This window comes from Gemella haemolysans, assembly GCF_028308085.1.
GTDB classification, from domain to species: domain Bacteria; phylum Bacillota; class Bacilli; order Staphylococcales; family Gemellaceae; genus Gemella; species Gemella haemolysans_D.
This window is the reverse complement of sequence record NZ_JAQMFS010000093.1, coordinates 1-17,097: the sequence shown is the minus strand read 5'-3', so window position 1 is coordinate 17,097 and position 17,097 is coordinate 1. Positions and strand designations below refer to the sequence as shown.

Annotated in this window: 12 protein-coding genes; 5 read left to right on the top strand and 7 right to left on the bottom strand. The window is 29.6% G+C overall.

What is annotated here, in order from left to right; all coding sequences use genetic code 11:
- Positions 1-17: 17 nt before the first annotated feature.
- Complete coding sequence (locus PNO30_RS07520; protein WP_271987781.1) at positions 18-383, bottom strand: VanZ family protein; 366 nt, start codon at positions 381-383, stop codon at positions 18-20.
- A gap of 342 nt (positions 384-725) precedes the next feature.
- Here PNO30_RS07520 and PNO30_RS07515 point away from each other — a divergent pair, with 342 nt between their 5' ends.
- Positions 726-1,043, top strand: a complete 318-nt coding sequence (locus PNO30_RS07515) for a DUF1904 family protein (RefSeq protein WP_048803358.1) — start codon at positions 726-728, stop codon at positions 1,041-1,043.
- 70 nt (positions 1,044-1,113) lie between these two features.
- On the opposite strand, the gene PNO30_RS07510 is transcribed toward PNO30_RS07515, so the two are convergent.
- The 3 genes from PNO30_RS07510 to PNO30_RS07500 form a co-directional block, all read right to left on the bottom strand.
- The gene (locus PNO30_RS07510) at positions 1,114-2,847 is read right to left on the bottom strand and encodes an ABC transporter ATP-binding protein (RefSeq protein WP_271987779.1); all 1,734 of its coding nucleotides are present in this window, start codon (positions 2,845-2,847) and stop codon (positions 1,114-1,116) included.
- Complete coding sequence (locus PNO30_RS07505; RefSeq protein WP_271965510.1) at positions 2,834-4,597, bottom strand: ABC transporter ATP-binding protein; 1,764 nt, start codon at positions 4,595-4,597, stop codon at positions 2,834-2,836. The genes PNO30_RS07510 and PNO30_RS07505 overlap by 14 nt, the downstream gene beginning before the upstream one ends.
- 120 nt (positions 4,598-4,717) lie before the next feature.
- Entirely contained in the window at positions 4,718-5,332 is a 615-nt protein-coding gene (locus PNO30_RS07500; protein WP_271965511.1) for a ribonuclease H family protein, read from the bottom strand.
- 452 nt (positions 5,333-5,784) lie between these two features.
- Between PNO30_RS07500 and PNO30_RS07495 the strand changes: the two genes are divergently transcribed.
- From PNO30_RS07495 to PNO30_RS07485, 3 genes are all read left to right on the top strand, one after another.
- Positions 5,785-11,913 carry an LPXTG cell wall anchor domain-containing protein gene (locus PNO30_RS07495; RefSeq protein WP_271987777.1) on the top strand — a complete coding sequence of 2,043 codons (6,129 nt, stop codon included), beginning with the start codon at positions 5,785-5,787 and terminating at the stop codon, positions 11,911-11,913.
- A gap of 271 nt (positions 11,914-12,184) precedes the next feature.
- The gene (gene murC, locus PNO30_RS07490; RefSeq protein ID WP_271987775.1) at positions 12,185-13,489 is read left to right on the top strand and encodes a UDP-N-acetylmuramate--L-alanine ligase; all 1,305 of its coding nucleotides are present in this window, start codon (positions 12,185-12,187) and stop codon (positions 13,487-13,489) included.
- Between the two features lie 63 nt (positions 13,490-13,552).
- Entirely contained in the window at positions 13,553-14,071 is a 519-nt protein-coding gene (locus PNO30_RS07485; protein ID WP_271965514.1) for a DUF948 domain-containing protein, read from the top strand.
- 141 nt (positions 14,072-14,212) lie between these two features.
- On the opposite strand, the gene PNO30_RS07480 is transcribed toward PNO30_RS07485, so the two are convergent.
- Together PNO30_RS07480 and PNO30_RS07475 are read right to left on the bottom strand one after the other, a co-directional pair.
- A complete protein-coding gene (locus PNO30_RS07480; RefSeq protein WP_271987773.1) occupies positions 14,213-14,656 on the bottom strand; it encodes a DUF3021 family protein in 444 nt (147 codons plus the stop codon).
- An 11-nt stretch (positions 14,657-14,667) separates the two neighbouring features.
- Entirely contained in the window at positions 14,668-15,102 is a 435-nt protein-coding gene (locus PNO30_RS07475; RefSeq protein WP_271987771.1) for a LytTR family DNA-binding domain-containing protein, read from the bottom strand.
- Between the two features lie 332 nt (positions 15,103-15,434).
- Between PNO30_RS07475 and mscL the strand changes: the two genes are divergently transcribed.
- The gene (gene mscL, locus PNO30_RS07470; protein WP_271987769.1) at positions 15,435-15,803 is read left to right on the top strand and encodes a large conductance mechanosensitive channel protein MscL; all 369 of its coding nucleotides are present in this window, start codon (positions 15,435-15,437) and stop codon (positions 15,801-15,803) included.
- A 130-nt stretch (positions 15,804-15,933) separates the two neighbouring features.
- Here mscL and PNO30_RS07465 read toward each other — a convergent pair.
- Positions 15,934-17,097: SIALI-17 repeat-containing surface protein (locus PNO30_RS07465; RefSeq protein ID WP_271987767.1), on the bottom strand; the 1,164-nt coding region annotated here is incomplete at its 5' end.

Genomic DNA, 17,097 nt, shown 5'->3' with positions numbered 1-17,097 from the left:
AACCACTATACTTTTCACTATTTTTTCATAATAAGAAAATACATAATACTAGATATCATTATCCCTACTAAAGCACCGCTACTGTCTATTAGTACATCTATGATATTACCATCTCTTCCAGCTACAAAAGTCTGATGAAATTCATCACTAGAAGCGTATACAACAGAAAATACAAGGCTCGTTATTGCTGTTTTTCTATAATCTTTAAACTCGCTACTTTTCACAAATAAATTTGATAGATAAGAAAATGAAAAAAATCCTAAAATCATATATTCACTAAAGTGACCTAATTTTCTTATGATTAAATCATTTGATATCTTCGAAGATTCCTCACCAACTTGATTGGAAAATAAAAATATCGCAATACAAACTAAAATCAACATTATTAATGAAAAGTATTTCTTATATAAAAGTCTAATAAAAATTTCTCCTTAGTATTTAATTTAATATTTTTTTCCTACTTTATATCATATCACATTCCCTATCTTAATGATAACATTTGTAAGTAAAATAAGCAAAAAATTACTCTAGATTTTTTTATAATCATCTAAAAAACATAATATTTTCATTAGATTACAGATATAGTAAAAGTTATCTTCATTTATTATAAATTTAAATTTAATTCCATATATACACAAAATTATTATTTAGATATATTTTTCACCAAAAATTTCATATAATATGATATAATTAAAGAAAACGAATTCAAAACATGGAGGTTTATTATGCCACGTATAGTTGCTAGAGGATTTAAAAAAGAAGATTTAAAAAAAGTTAGTGCGGAACTTTTCGATACAATTGCAGAAATAATCGAAAGACCAAGAGAAGCATTTACATTAGATTTAATCGAGAGTGTTGCTATTCTTGATGGAGAAGAAATCAGTAGAGCAAATCTTGAAATTGGTTGGGTTCACCGCCCTGTTGAAGTTTGTGAGAAAGTTGCTAATGCTGTAAATGAACTTTTCAAACCATTAGGATATGAAACTGTAATGATTTCATTTAAAGATATCGATTTAGCATACGAATTTGTATTCAAAAAATAATTATTAAAAAAAGGAGTGATTCGAAAATCAGAATTCAATAGAATCTGATTTTACGAATCACTCCATTTTTTTATCCTTTTACCTGTGTCTCATACATCTTTTTATAACTACCATTTAAAGATAATAGTTGTTCATGAGTTCCATTTTCTATAACTTTCCCTTTTTTTAGAACATAAATCATATCTGCATTTTTTATCGTAGATAACCTATGAGCTATTATAAGAGTTGTTCTTCCTTGTTTCAATTCTTCTATAGCTCGACTTACATTTTGTTCTGTTTCACTATCTATATTAGCCGTTGATTCATCTAAAATTAAGATTTTTGGATCTTTAGCTAATGCTCTCGCTAGACAGATAAGTTGTTTTTCTCCTGTAGAAAAGTTACTACCACCCACTTCTACTTTTGAATCAAGAGAACGATTTTCTAAAATAAAATCTCCTCCAACTCTAGATAAAGCTTCTCTAGCAATTTTTTCATCGTTAGAAGTCGTAATATTTTCAAGTAAAGTACCTTCAAATAAAAATGAATCTTGAAGCACTATCGCCGTTTTTTCTCTTAGATACTCCTTACTATAATCATTTATGTTTCTACCATTGATTAGGACATTACCTTTAGTAGCACTATAGAATTTCACTATTAGATTCATTATAGTACTCTTACCGCTTCCTGTATGACCAACAAAGGCTACAGTTTGATTTTCTTTTATCTCTAAATTCAAATCACGAAGTACATAAAAATTATCTTTATATGCAAATGATACATTTTCGAATTTAATATTTCCTCGGAAATCATCCTCAGTAATATCGTTATGATTGTCTTCCTCAACTTCTAACTTTAGTATTTCCTGAATATTTATAGCTGCACCTTGCGCTCTGATATAATTAGAAATCCCCATTGTAAAGTCTGCAATTCTATAAATTATATCGGTAGTATAATTTATAAATAAATATACCATTCCCAATGTAATGCCATAAACATTATTAAAGTATGAATACGAATAGTAATAAACAATACCTATGAAAATCACTATTCTAAATACTCCAGTTATATTATGAAGTAACAGACTATCTACTAGATTTAGTTTTTTCCAATATTTATAACGTTCTTCATTATGCTTATTCCAGTCTTCAATACTCTCTTTTTCTTTATTAAAAGCTTTGATGATTTCTAAATTTTGATAATTCTCATTTATAATCCCATTACTTTGAGAAAATTTACGTCGATACCCCTTAATACTATCTATAGATAACTTGTTGTAAATTTTTAATACTATAAACATTACCGGGAATAACGTCAACATAAATAATCCAAAACGTACATCAACATAAAATAATACAATATAAGAAAAAATAATCTTTAGCACGATTATTAGTATCTGCACAAATGTCGAAACGAAAAATGTTCTAATTTGGTTAACATCACTCGTTATCCTAGATACTACAGAACCAGCTGGCATATTATCAAAATACTTAATCGGTAGACTTTGAATATGATCGTATACCTGCATCTGAATTCTAACGTAAACCTCATTAGCACCTTTTACTAAGTAAATATTTCTAATATAGTTAGATATTCCTGAACATAGTAATATAAGTCCATACCCTGCTATTACTACCAATGATTTTAAAATTATCTGACGTGTCAAATCTCCAGTTATACCATCAAAAACTTTCGACAACACGTACACACCAGCAACACCTAACCCAACATTTAATAGTGAAAAGACAAAACCTATTATATAAGATCTTTTTGCTTTTTTCATATAAGGAAGAAATTGAAATAACGGATTTTTATTCTTCATCATCTTCTACCTCCTTATTTTGATAATCATCTAGTTGCTTGTACCAACTGCAACATTCCAATAGTTCTTCATGCGTCCCCGAATTTAATATTTTACCATTATCTAATACAACAATTTTATCTGCATGTCTCACCGCTGAAATTCTATGAGCTACTATTATATTAGTCTTACCTTCTCGAGTTTTCTTAATATTTTCAATGATAGTTTTTTCTGTATTAGAGTCTACTGCGCTTAGACTGTCATCAAGTATTAGGATTTCAGGATTAGATAACAACGCTCTCGCTATACCTAGACGTTGTTTTTGACCACCTGAAAGAGATAAACCATTTTCTCCTACAAGCGTATCAATACCATCTTTGAATCTAATAATATCTTTCTTAATATCAGCTTGTTCTAATACTTCGTCTAACCTATCCTCTAAATCATATCTATAAAACAACACATTTTCTTTTATAGATTTTGAGAATAACTGATATTCTTGTGGTGCGTACCCTATTTTTTCTCTAACAGAGTAATCATAATATTGCTCAATCCCCTTGCCATCAAGAAGTAGCGTATTTTCTTCTATTGGATATAATCGAAGCAGTTGCTTGATAAATGTCGTTTTCCCACTACCAGTTTTTCCTACTACACCTATAGTTTCACCTTTATTAATTGTAAAATTAATATCTTCTAGTACATGATTATTATCCTCATAACTAAAATTAAATTCTTTAAATTCAATACTACTATTAAACTCAAAATTACTTTTAGCTAAGTCATTGTTGACATCTGCCTTTTTATCAGAAATTTCTAGGACTCTTTTTGTAGCTTGACGCACTTCTATAATCATAATAACTAACTCAGATAAAGCAATGTATGGCCACTGAATCATACCTATAACTACACAGACTGATATTAACTTCCCTAATGTCATCATCCCTAAATTAATAAAGTAAAATCCACAAGCTACAGCTATAATGTAACTTGTCGCTAATGATACTGTATTAAGTGGTTGATAGACAAGAGTTTTCTTCATGTATTCTTCATTACTTCTAGCATAGCTTCTAAGTTTTCCTACAAAACTATTTCTAACCTTATCCAACAGACTATAGGCTCTTATTACTCGAATACCTTTAACATTTTCTAATGTCTCTTCTGTAATTTCATCCATAGTTTTCGCCATCTTGTTATAATATTTTTCTTGTACTTTTCGTCTGCTAACTAAATAAATAGTTTGTATAACTAACGGTATATGAATTAGCAATAAATATATAAAATTCGATTTATTAAATATAAGTATACTTATAAATAAATTATAAATTATTCCATCAAAAATCAACAGGATACCGTACCCAAAAAGTGGAGCAATATAATTTGTAATATCATTAGTAGATCTACTTATTACCTCACCTATACTAAACTTGTTAAAAAACACAGGTGTATGCCCATAAATATCATGTTGGATATCATACGTCATATCTTTAATAATCTTATCATAACCTATAAACGTGTAATATTCTTTAAAGAAATAAACTATATATAATGCAATCCCAGCTAATATTATTCTAAGAATTTCATTAACTACACCATTAAAATCAATATTACCACTCGCTATACCATCAACAATATAACTCAATCTATCAGTTGGATATAATGTAAAATAATAAGATGCTATCGAAACTACCAATGCAATTATTATACGTTTTTTATCTCTATATATAAGACGAGCTATCTTATTTAATATTTGTTTATTATTTATCGTTGCGTTCACTTATTCACCCTCTTCCTTCTAAGATTAAATTATATTTTAATAATTATAACACATTTATCTTTTAAGATTTAATGAAAAACAAGTAGAATTTAAGGTCTTTTAAAATCTACTTGCTTTATCTTACTTAGTATTTTCTTTTTTAAATTGTTCGATAGCCTCTTTTGCAAGCTTATCCACTACTTCATTCAACTCAATTCCGGTATGAGCTTTTACCTTCACAAAATTAACTTTTACCGCTGTCTTCACCTTATTATAAAATTTTACATAATCTTGAGTATAAGGAAGATTTGCTTTCCAATCTCCAACAGCCCATGCTTCTATCCCTTGATAGTCATAAAACAATGTAATCTCTTTAATCTTCTTATCTACAGCATACCACATAACAAATTTAGCTGCTTCCAATTCTCCAGCAACATTATGTAATTGTGCATAATCTTCACGATTTCCAGCATGTTTATATTCATATTTTTCATCGCCATCTACTATAACTACACCTGAACCATATATGCCACTAACTCTGTCAAAACTACCATCGATATAAGCATACACACCATCAACTTCTTCAATATTTTTAATTTTTTCTTCATTTCTTTCTAGGAAAGCTTCGGCTTCTGATAATGTTTTAAAACTTTTATAAACCGCACCTTTAAATCCAGTCACCTGCTCTTTACATTCATCCCAAGTTGAGAATATACCTGTCTTTTTACCTTTTTTTACTGCATAAAATTTCGCCATCTTGCTCTCCTTATAAAAATATTTTCTTTTAAATTATACTATATGAAAAATATTAAGTAAATTTTTAAAAAGAAAATTTAAAATAAACTAAGAAAAATTATTTTTTTAGTTTAGATACATTTTTTAAACAAGAAAAACCATAAACAAGCCTATACAAATATTCTCTTAACTTTTTTCACAAATAATAAAAAACTAAATTTAAAATAATATTTTAAATTAGTAAGTATAATTTTTATTAATTCAAGAAATTTTATTTTATTTTCCATATAAAAGATACTGATAACCTCTTTCAATTGAAACGTTTTTATGTTATAGTATAGGTATCTATTATTTTCAAATGTTGATTTGACAGTCTTTATGTAAATAAGATAAAAATTCGATTCATCTTTAATCAACCTTGAAAAATTAATATTAGAATAGATTATTATATTATATGTAAAAGGAGAAACTCCATGAAAACAAATAAATTATTAAAATCAAGCATGAGTGTCGCATTGGCACTTACTATATCTTCTATCACAGATCAAGCTTGGCCAACAAATAGCAATATAGCAAAAGCTAATTTCGGGGATAAAGCCGCTACTGAACAAACTAAGGCTGAACTAAATGAAATAATAAATAAAATCTTTAACGATCAGTCTATCACAAATAGATACTTGGGAACTACTTTTTTCCACAAAACTTCTAACTTCCCTTATTACCACGTAACATTTGAAAATCATCAAGTTCCTGATGATGTTATTGACACTACCCCTTGGTATAACATGTGGAGCGAAGCTGCTGCAGCAAAAGCAAAACTTGATGCTAATTCATATACAGAAAAAACCGCACAAAATGCAATAAACACTTTGAAATACTATATTCAACTATACAATTTCGATGTAAATCACGACTTAAAAGATGACGGGTTTTATACTACTACCGACTTCAAAACACCAACAATGGTAACTGTTTCTAGCGATGGACAACAAGACTTTTATAAAAAAGTAGTTGACAATAAAGAAGAAATCAAAAATCTATTTAAAGAGTCTTTAGTAGGTATCTACAAACAAGGACAAGATATTGAAATTAATCTTGTTGCTAATCCTGATAAAGTTAGTAAAATTACAAGCTTTGTTGTTAATAAAGTTTCTGGTTTAGATACAAACGTTAAACTAGGTCCTTCTGCTGAAGATCAACATCTTGTTGCCTTTAGCGTTCCTGGTGAATTAAAAGCTGAACAATTAGTTGTTTCTAATATGACTTATATTGATAAAAATGGAGTCAAACAACAAACAGGTCCATTCGCTTTAGATATTAACTACTCAGCTGCTAAAAAAAGCAACGAAGCTATCCCTAAATATAAAGAAAAATTAAACGAAAAAATTCAAAATTGGATTGATCGTGGTAATAAAGTTAATGAATGGTTACTAACAAAAGAGAATACTTCAGATACAGCTGCAGACTTCTCACAAAGAGCTAAAATTAGCGAAGCTGTAACAAAACTACAAGAATTAAAACGTTCAGACAGCGCTAACTACGATAAACTTTATGAAATCTCTACTCCTATTCACGAAATGGAAGACATTGCAACATTAAGAGAAGTACTAGATATTAAAGTAGCAAAACTGTTAGAATACTTCGATCTTTACAACGAGAAAACATACACTAAAGAAAGTATTGAAAAATACAAAAATTACATTAAAAGTGTTCCTTCATTGAAAAATACAAGAAACATAAAAGAACTAGTTCAGTTAATTAAAGACTTCGATAACGCGAACTTCACATACTTAAGATACAATACTACAGAACTAAAAAGAATAATCGATATCGCTGACAGAAAAATCAGAAGTGAATACGAACCTGTGTCTCTTGAAAAATTTGATCAAGCTTTAAATCACGCTAAAGACTGGATTAACCAAACAAACAGTTATAATCCTCAAATTAATGAGACATCAGACCTTGTTAAACAATTAACTGAAGCTATCAACAATCTTACTACAAAAGATGGTCGAAAAGGAGAACCAGTTCCTCCAGCACCTGTCGAAAATACTACAGCACCAGTTGCACCATATAACGTAACAGCTAAATTCGTAGAACGAGGTAGCGATAAACCTATTAAAGCAAAATACAGTCGCGATTTAACAGAACTTATAAAAAATGTAGAAGTTCACGAATTAGGAAATGGTAAAAACGAAGTAATACTAACATTAGAACCGAAAATCACGGGAGGAGCTATCGACTTCGCTCTAGCAGATACTTTCAAATACAACAGTCTAGGAAATACAGATGCCAATGCTGAAGTAATAGAAACAAAAAATATCGGCGGGCGTGATTACCCTACTAAATTAAAACTTATAGTTGATGCTACTAAGAAAAATATTGAAATAGCTCTCTTAGGAAACTTTAATTTTAAAGACTCATTTTATTTCGGAAACAATGGAATTGAAAACTTTACAAAACCAACAGACTTATATATCGATTACTCTACAAAACTAGAAGCTAAAAAAGAATCACCTCTGAAAGCTTCGTTAAGAGATAAAATTAATTACTATACAAGTAATTCAGTACAAGATAACTACAAAGATTTAAAACCAGAATTCAAAACTTCATTCAATCAATTAATTACTAAGGCTCAACAACTTTTAAATAACGATTCACTAACTAAAGATGAAGTAGATAATATTATAAATAAACTATTAGATGAAACAACTAAATTAGATTCATTAGCTAACCTTTATAAATCACTTCAAAATGCAAAAAATCAGTACGAAAATGATTGGAAGAACAATTCACACTTTACTAGTGAAAGTAAAGCGTTAGTTAAAGAAAAATTAGATGCGGTTGAAAGTAAAATTAACTCTCTAGATCCAGTCGATATAGAAGGTAAAAAAGAAACTTACTCAAATGAGTTCGACAAAGAAGGAACTGTAACAGTATATAAAAAACTAGATGAACTAACAGGAGAAGTTCAACATCTTGGAGACTATCTTCGCATCAATACTGAAGAACTTTCAGGAGAAATTAAAAAAGCTGAAGAAGCTTACAACAATTTCAATAAAATTACTCAATCAAAACTTAAACTTAGACAATTAATAGATGAAGCAAAAGCATATGTTGAACATGCTAAACTAACACCTGATTCAAATGACACTGATGATCAAGTAAATACTGATTTGACAGATTACTACAAAGAACAATTCAAATTTGCTATAGAAGACTTAAACGGTTCTCAAAGTTCTGAAACAGAACAAGTTTCAGCTAAAGAGCAACTTAAGAATAAAATAGCTGAAGTTGAGTTAATAAAACAAGGTAAAAAAGAACCAGCAGCCTATGTTACTTTAACTAATGAGCTATCAAAAGCTAAAGAATTATTAAATAATGAGTCTTCTACTGAAGAAGCATTACTAGCTGAATTAAATAAACTTAACAATGCTGTAAATGCATTTAATAATTCTGCTGATTCAACTCAAAATAAACCAAGTAATCCATCGGAATCTCCTTCTACAGATTCTAATAATAAAGTTCAATTAGATGGATCATTATTAAAACAAGATTTAACTAGCCCTTCTATGGCTAATGGAATAATTAAAAACGTATATCTAGTAACTGAAAACGGGAAAAATTATTTAGAATTAGATCTTGTCCCTATGAATAATGGAACAACTAATGTTGCCGTTATGAGTAAACTTACATACTTCGATGGCGATACTGAAAAAGATGTCCAAGTTCTAAAAGAAGATACTGCCGATGTTACTTACAATAATGTAACTAATTCTTATAAATATCCTTCAAAAATTAGAATACCTATCGAAGGAAAACCATCTACAATAAAACTTAACACTTTTGCAAGCAGTACATTATTCGGTACTGACAAACATGAAAATATAGCTGTATTATCTGTAAAATATCCTAAAGAAAATGCTGTTATCACTGCAGATAAAAAACAACTAAACGCACTATTCGAAGCGACTACAAGTAAATACTATGATAGTTGGAATAATGTATTTAAAAATGCAAATGTGAGCCAAGATATGGCAGTAATTAAAAACTTCGGTAACAAAATCAACGCTGCACAAAATGTATTGAAAAATAATATTGCCAGCACAGAAGAAATCTCTACTGCATTTACTGAACTATCAGATTTAAAAAATCAATATGATTTACTTATTCAATTAAGAACTTCAAACGCTGAAGCTGTAGCAAACTTCAATTCTGATAAAGATAGTAAAAACTATAGTGAAGAAAGCATCAATGCTGTAGATAACTATCTTCAAGGAAAAATAGATAAACTAGAAGACTTAGTGCACAACAACCCTAAATCTAATGAAATCTTGAAATTATTTAACGATGTTCAAACATACTATAACCTTCTTAGATATGATACTTCAAAACTAGACACAGCTGTTAAATCAGCTCAAGACAAACTAGCTGCAAGTAACTATTCAGATGAGTCAAAAAATAACTTAACTACAGCTATTACTAAAGCAACTGAATTCATAAACAAAGCTAAAGAAACTAGAAATCTAGAAGACACTCGTTCTAGTTTATTAAAAGAAATCGAAGATGCAGTAAACGGATTAAAAGAAGCACCTGCTCCTGAAGTAAATAAACCAAGTGACAACACTAATGCATCTAATAATGAAGCTAACAAACCTAACGATAAGGTTGATACTCCTAATAATAGCGAAGTTAATAAACCTAACGACAAAGTTGACACTCCAACTAACAGCGAAGTTAACAAACCTAACGACAAAGTCGACACTCCAACTAACAGCGAAGTTAACAAACCTAACGACAAAGTCGACACTCCAGCTAACAGTGATGCCAACAAACCTAATGACAAGGTCGACACTCCTAGCAATAACAAACCAACTGAAAATGATAACGATGAAGTTGCTAAAAAACTTGCTACTGAAAGAGCAAACATTCTATTGCCTTTAGAAACAGCTAAAATCCTAGTTAATGATGACAAAGATAAAGAAGGAGTTAATAAAGAAGCATACGCTAAACTAAAAGAAGCTACTGAAAAAGCTCAAAAAGTATATGATGAAGAAAAATCTATAGATAAAATTTTAGAAGGAAGATCTAACATAGATAAAGCATTAGAAGAGTATACTAAACATAAAAATGATAAAGAAACTGTCCCAGGAAATAACAAACCTGAAGATAAACCTACTCCAGATAATAAACCTAATAATAATTCAAGCAATAATGGAACTGTAGACAATACAAAACCAAGTGACAATTCTAATAGTAGCACTGCTAATGATAATGCAAATAACTCTTCAAACAATACTAATAACAGTTCTACTGAAGTAAAACCTGGAAACAACGAAAACACAGGAAGTAACAAACCTGTAGATAAACCTACTCCAGATAATAAACCTAATAATAATTCAGGAAACAATGGAACTGTAGACAATACAAAACCTAGCGACAATTCTAATAGTAGCACTGCTAATGATAATGCAAATAACTCTTCAAATAATACTAATAACAGTTTTACTGAAGTAAAACCTGGAAATAATGATAACACAGGAAATAATAAACCTGTGGATAAACCTACTCCAGATAATAAACCTAATAATAATTCAGACAATAACGGAACTGTAGGTAATACAAAACCTAGCGACAATTCTAATAGTAGCACTGCTAATGATAATCCAAATAACTCTTCTAATAATACTAATAACAGTTCTACTGAAGTAAAACCTGAAAACAACGAAAACACAGGAAGTAACAAACCTGTAGATAAACCTACTCCAGACAACAAACCTAATAATAATTCAAGTTCAGGAAACACTAACACAAACAACAATGTGAGTCCATCTGAAAATATAATAAACAATATATTCTCAAATGACGCTTCAGGAGTTAAAGTTACTTTAACTGATAAAACAACAGCAGCAAAACTTTCTGCAACTACTGTAGAAGATAAAGCTTTAGCAAATTCAGTTCTAGAAAAATTAAACTTACCTGCAGACAATCAAATCAGAATATTAGATTTAAAACTTCTAGACAAAAATAATAAGGTTGTTAATTCAAAAGCAAATCGTACTGTGGCAATAGTTCTAAAAGAAGATGAAAAAGATGTAGCCGTTTATCACATAAAAGAAAACGGAGAGCTAGAGCTTATGAAGTCAAAAATAAAAGACGGAAAAGTAACATTTGAAATAGATCACTTCAGTAAATTCGCAATAGTTTCTAATAAACCTAAACAAAATAATGGAAACAGTGGTAATACTTCAAATAACAGTGATAATGCTTCTATCAGCACTGATAATCATGATGCAACTCACAATGATTCTAATAGTAGTAATAGCTCTAATACTTCTCATAATAACTCTAACGTTGGTATTACTTCTACTTTAGGACATAACGATTCAAATAACAAACAAGATTCTCCTAAAGTGCAAAATAACCAACCTACTCAAATTGCACCATTAAATAGTAGTGTATTATCAAGTATCAACAATTCAAAATCAGGAAAACATTTAGCTAAAACTGGACTATCAAATAATAATTTAGCTTCATTAGCTGCTATCGGACTAGTATTAAGCGGTGCACTAATATTTGGAAGAAGAAAAAATAGAAAATAATATTATTTCTAAACAATATTTATTAAATTGATTGTAAGAGAGGCAATTTTGAAACATACTTCTAAATTGCCCTCTTTTAAATTGTCTATAATTTATGTAAATCATTATTAGTTTCAAAATAAAAATATAGAAAAGTTTTGAAAATATCCTATCAGAAATAAACTCCTATTTATTGAATTTTTATCAGTTTTGTTGTAAAATTGAATTGCTTATGAAAAAAATATTACAGAATTTTTTTTATTTTATTAATGAAAACTTAGGAGACACTATAATGAGTAAATATCATTTTATAGGTATAAAAGGTTCCGGAATGAGCTCTCTTGCACAAATCGCTTATGATATGGGTAATGAAGTGCAAGGTTCAGACGAGGAAACATACTTTTTTACACAAGAAAAATTAGAACAAAGAAACATCCCAATGTACTACTATGGGGCAGAAAACATTAAAGAAGGATATGAAGTAATTCTAGGAAATGCTTTCGACGAAACACATGTCGAATATAGAAGAGCTAAAGAATTAGGTTTAACTACTTATACTTATTCTCAATTCCTTGGTAAACTTCTTTCTGAAATACCTTCAATCGCAGTAACAGGAGCTCATGGTAAAACTACTACAACTACTATGATAAGTAATATTTTTAAACACAGTCACGTTACTTCATACTTAATCGGAGATGGAACTGGACACGGTGAGAAAAATTCAGAGTATATGATAGCTGAAGCATGTGAGTACTACAGACACTTCTTAGCATATTATCCTGATTATGCTGTTGTAACAAATATTGACTTTGATCACCCGGATTACTTTAATGATGAACACGATATGTTTGACGCATTCCAAAGCTTTGTAAATCAGGTTAAAAATACAGTTGTTATTTGTGGAGACGATCGTTTAGCTTCGCAACTTAAACCTGCAAATGCAAAAACTGTAAAATATGGATTCAACGATGGAAATGACTATCAAATAAAAAATGTCCAAACTACATCAGAACATAGTAATTTTAACATTTACAAAAACTCTGAACTACTTGGAACATTTACTATGGCAGTATTTGGATTACATGATATTTCTAATGCAACATCAGCTATTGCTTTAGCTGACCTAAATGGAATTAGTGTAGAAAAAATTCAAGAATCTCTTAGCCAGTATAAACCTGCAGAAAGACGATTTAGTGAACATAAAATTGGAAATAGTGTAGTTGTAGATGATTATGCTCACCATCCTAGTGAAATTAAAGCTACAATAAATAGTGCACGTAGAAAATATGCTGATAAAGAAGTTATTGCCATTTTCCAACCTCATACATATACACGTACAGCCAAATTCCTAAACGAATTTGCTGAAAGCTTAGAAACAGCGGATAAAGTATTCCTTTGCCCAATCTTTGCCTCAGTACGTGAAAAAGAAAAAATCGTAGGTATTGAAGACTTACAAAAAGTAACTAAAGGTTCTCAAATTATAAATAGCGAAGAAGATTTCGATAAATTAAACTTTGATAATAGTGTATTCCTATTTATGGGAGCAGGAAATATCAATAAACTTTGTCACAAATTTATAGAACAAAAATCAAAATAATTAGTTGTATTTATAATAAGCTTAAAATATAATTGATTATAACAACCCAAGGAGGAAAACTTTATGTTAGATATAAACTGGTTAATTTTAGCATACGCTGGAATCTTTTTAGCAGGTGTCGGTGTTTTAATCCTATGTATAAGTACCGCTATTACACTTAAAACTGTTAGAAAATCTGTAGTCGTTGCTACTGAATGTGTAGAAGATGTTACGAACATCGCAGAAGACGCTCTTGCTCTTGCTAAAGATTTAAATGAAACAGTTAAAAAAGTTGAAGGTAACTTAGAGCCGATTATGGCAGAAACTAATATTTTATTACAAAACACAAATATCCTAGCTGAAGATTTACAAGTTAAATCTGAAAAATTAGATCCACTATTCAACTCAGCAGAAGGATTAGCATCATCTATCAATGGATTACAATCATCTGTTGATAATATGAAATCTAATGTTACTGGATTCAAAAAAAATACTGATCAAAAAATAGAAAATCTTTCTGAAAAAGTAGAAGAAAACAAAGCTAAAGCTTCTAATCTACTTAATAAATTCTTAAAGAAAGATAAAGTTGAAGAAGAAAAATAATATTTTAATTGGAGGTAACTCGATAAAATCTTGTTTCTTAAGAAATCACGGTTTTTGAGTCACTCCCAATTAATAAAAAGATTATAGGAGCAACACAAAATTATTAATTCGTGTTGCTCCTCCTTTGTTACTAGCGAAATCCTATCTATTATCTCTTAATTTTATATTTATCTCACTTATACTATTTTTAATACTAAAATATCGAACTATTCCTATTAAAATATAAACCACAGTAGCTGTAATCAGCATTAAAATTAAAGTAGTAAAACTACTAAACCATTTCAAATAATAACCCGCTAACACAAGTGGTAATATAATAAGAAAATAATGAGATACAAATACTATTACTATATTATCATTTAACTTACTTTGAAATACTTTACCAGCTAATCCTTGTAATATACCTAAAATAGCGTATACTAAGGTTTGAATTAATACTGCCATATTTAAATTATCAAAACTCTGAATATATAATGGCATACCAGGATAATACTGACCATACAAAATACCGAATATCAGATTAATAACATTTCCTACTCCTACCCCTAACAACATAAATATTACAATTTTTTGAAATAATTTCATTTTAAGCCCTCCTATAAACCTAATTTAGCCTTAAATTCTTTTAACATCCTACGTGATACATAACTTATATCCGAATTTTTATAATTTATAACTATTGTTCCTCTCAATCCTAAATCTAAGCTATGGATATATTTAATATTAGCTATTTCACTTTGAGATATTTTTATAAAATCCTTAGTTAACGTGCTCTGCATTTCATATAATTTTTTTCTAACAATAAATCTACCCTCAACTGTAACTACATATACTTTTCTATCTTCAACATATACCCTTATAATATCCTCCGTATTTAATAAACGTACTTTCCCATCTAAAACTCCTATAAAGTAATCATCCTTATTTTCTATATAATTCACTAAATTTTGAATCTCATCATTCACTTTATTTGTTGATATAGTAACTATTGTTTCTCCAAATTTCTTATCTATATTTAATTCAACTTTCATATCTTTAGCTCCTTTCATAATTATATTTTATATAATAAATATTTAAAAATCTATAGATAATGCATATTCGGTTAGTTTTCTTGTTTATTCGGTAATTTAGTTACTAATTACAAATACAGTATATCTAAAAAACAATTACATATATTGTTTTTTAAAAAAATATAAATAATTTATAAAAATATATTTAAATTATATGACAATTGAGATTAGAATACGTTCACTTAAACTTTTTTAAATTTTTTCTCATTTTTTTAACTTTATACTTGATTTTATTTCAATTTTGATATATTATACTGAGGTATTTAAAATTTTATAGAAGGAGAATTATTTTTATGTTAAACGAATTTAAAAAATTTGCATTTAAAGGTAACGTATTAGACCTAGCTATCGGGGTTATCATGGGAGCTGCTTTTGGTAAAATCGTTAGTTCATTAGTAACTGACATTATGATGCCACTTATCGCTCTTGTATTCCCAGCTAAGCCAGATTTCACAAACTTAGCATGGGAAGGTATTAAATACGGTAACTTCATCCAAATCACTATCGACTTCTTAATCACAGCATTCGCAATCTTCTTATTCGTTAAAGCAATTAACACAGCTAAAGATAAAATGTCTAAAGAAGAAGCTGCAGAAGAAACACCAGAAGTTGATGCTAAAGAAGAACTTCTTAAAGAAATCCGTGATTTATTAAAAAAATAATAAATTAAAATTTTAAGATCTGACAATGTCAGATCTTTTTAATATACATAAGAATCCCTTGGAAAATTAATTCCAAGGGATTTTTTATTTATACTTGTATCAAGGATTTATAGTGATATTGAAACCTAACTTACTCTTCTTCCTTTTTACGGCGTTTCATAGCAGCAAACAGCCCTACGATTGCTAATCCTAATCCTGCTAATTCAGTGCTACTATCAGTTTCTCCAGTATTAGCTAAACGCTTAGATGTTTTTTCTATTCTACTAGATTTTTCTAAATTTACTCTTTTAGCAACTGTCGGTGTAAGTATTTCTTCAATATTATGAACCTTACCAAATCCGTTGTTAGGGCGTTTTCTAAAGATATGTATAACAATATCTCCAGATTTATTTACTTCAGTTCTTATAAATTCATAACCTTCTATGTCTCCATGTTCAAATGCTTCATTTACTTCTCCTAATACTTTAGGATATTTAGCATCTGTTGGTTTCAATTCATTACCATTTTCATCAATCCATTTAGTAATAATAAGTTTATTTTTTTGTACCTCTGGTTGAATTTCTGGATCTCCATTTACTCCTCCGTTGAATTCTGGTAACGTTGGTTGTTCTTCTGGGTCTCCGTTCACTCCTCCGTTGAATTCTGGTAACACTGGTTGCTCTTCTGGATCTCCATTTACTCCTCCGTTGAATTCCGGTAACGCTGGTTGTTCCTCTGGATCACCGTTTACTCCTCCACTGAATTCTGGTAACGTTGGTTGGGCTTCTGGATCTCCATTCACTCCTCCACTGAATTCTGGTAAACCTGGCTGAACTTCTGGATCTCCGTTTACTCCTCCGTTGAATTCTGGTAACGTTGGTTGTTCCTCTGGATCTCCATTTACTCCTCCACTGAATTCTGGTAACGTTGGTTGAACTTCTGGATCTCCATTTACTCCTCCACTGAATTCTGGTAACGTTGGTTGGACTTCTGGATCTCCTTTTGCTGTTTGTTTATTAACTGTAATTGTTACATCTACATCATCCGTACTATTATCTGGATACGTTATTGTTATTTTCGCAGAAACACTTCCTGGAGTATCAGTATTAGGAACTATTCCATTTTTCCATTCTACTCTTGTTCCCTCTGGCAACTCGTTCACATTCTCTATACTCTCGTTTGCATTCGGAATATCTCCATTTGTAATAGTTTGTGGTTTGGGTTGTGGATTGTAGTCATCTTTTTGTGGCGTTACTTCTACCGTTACTGGCACTTCTTCCGTACTATTATCTGGATATGTGATTAATACTTTTCC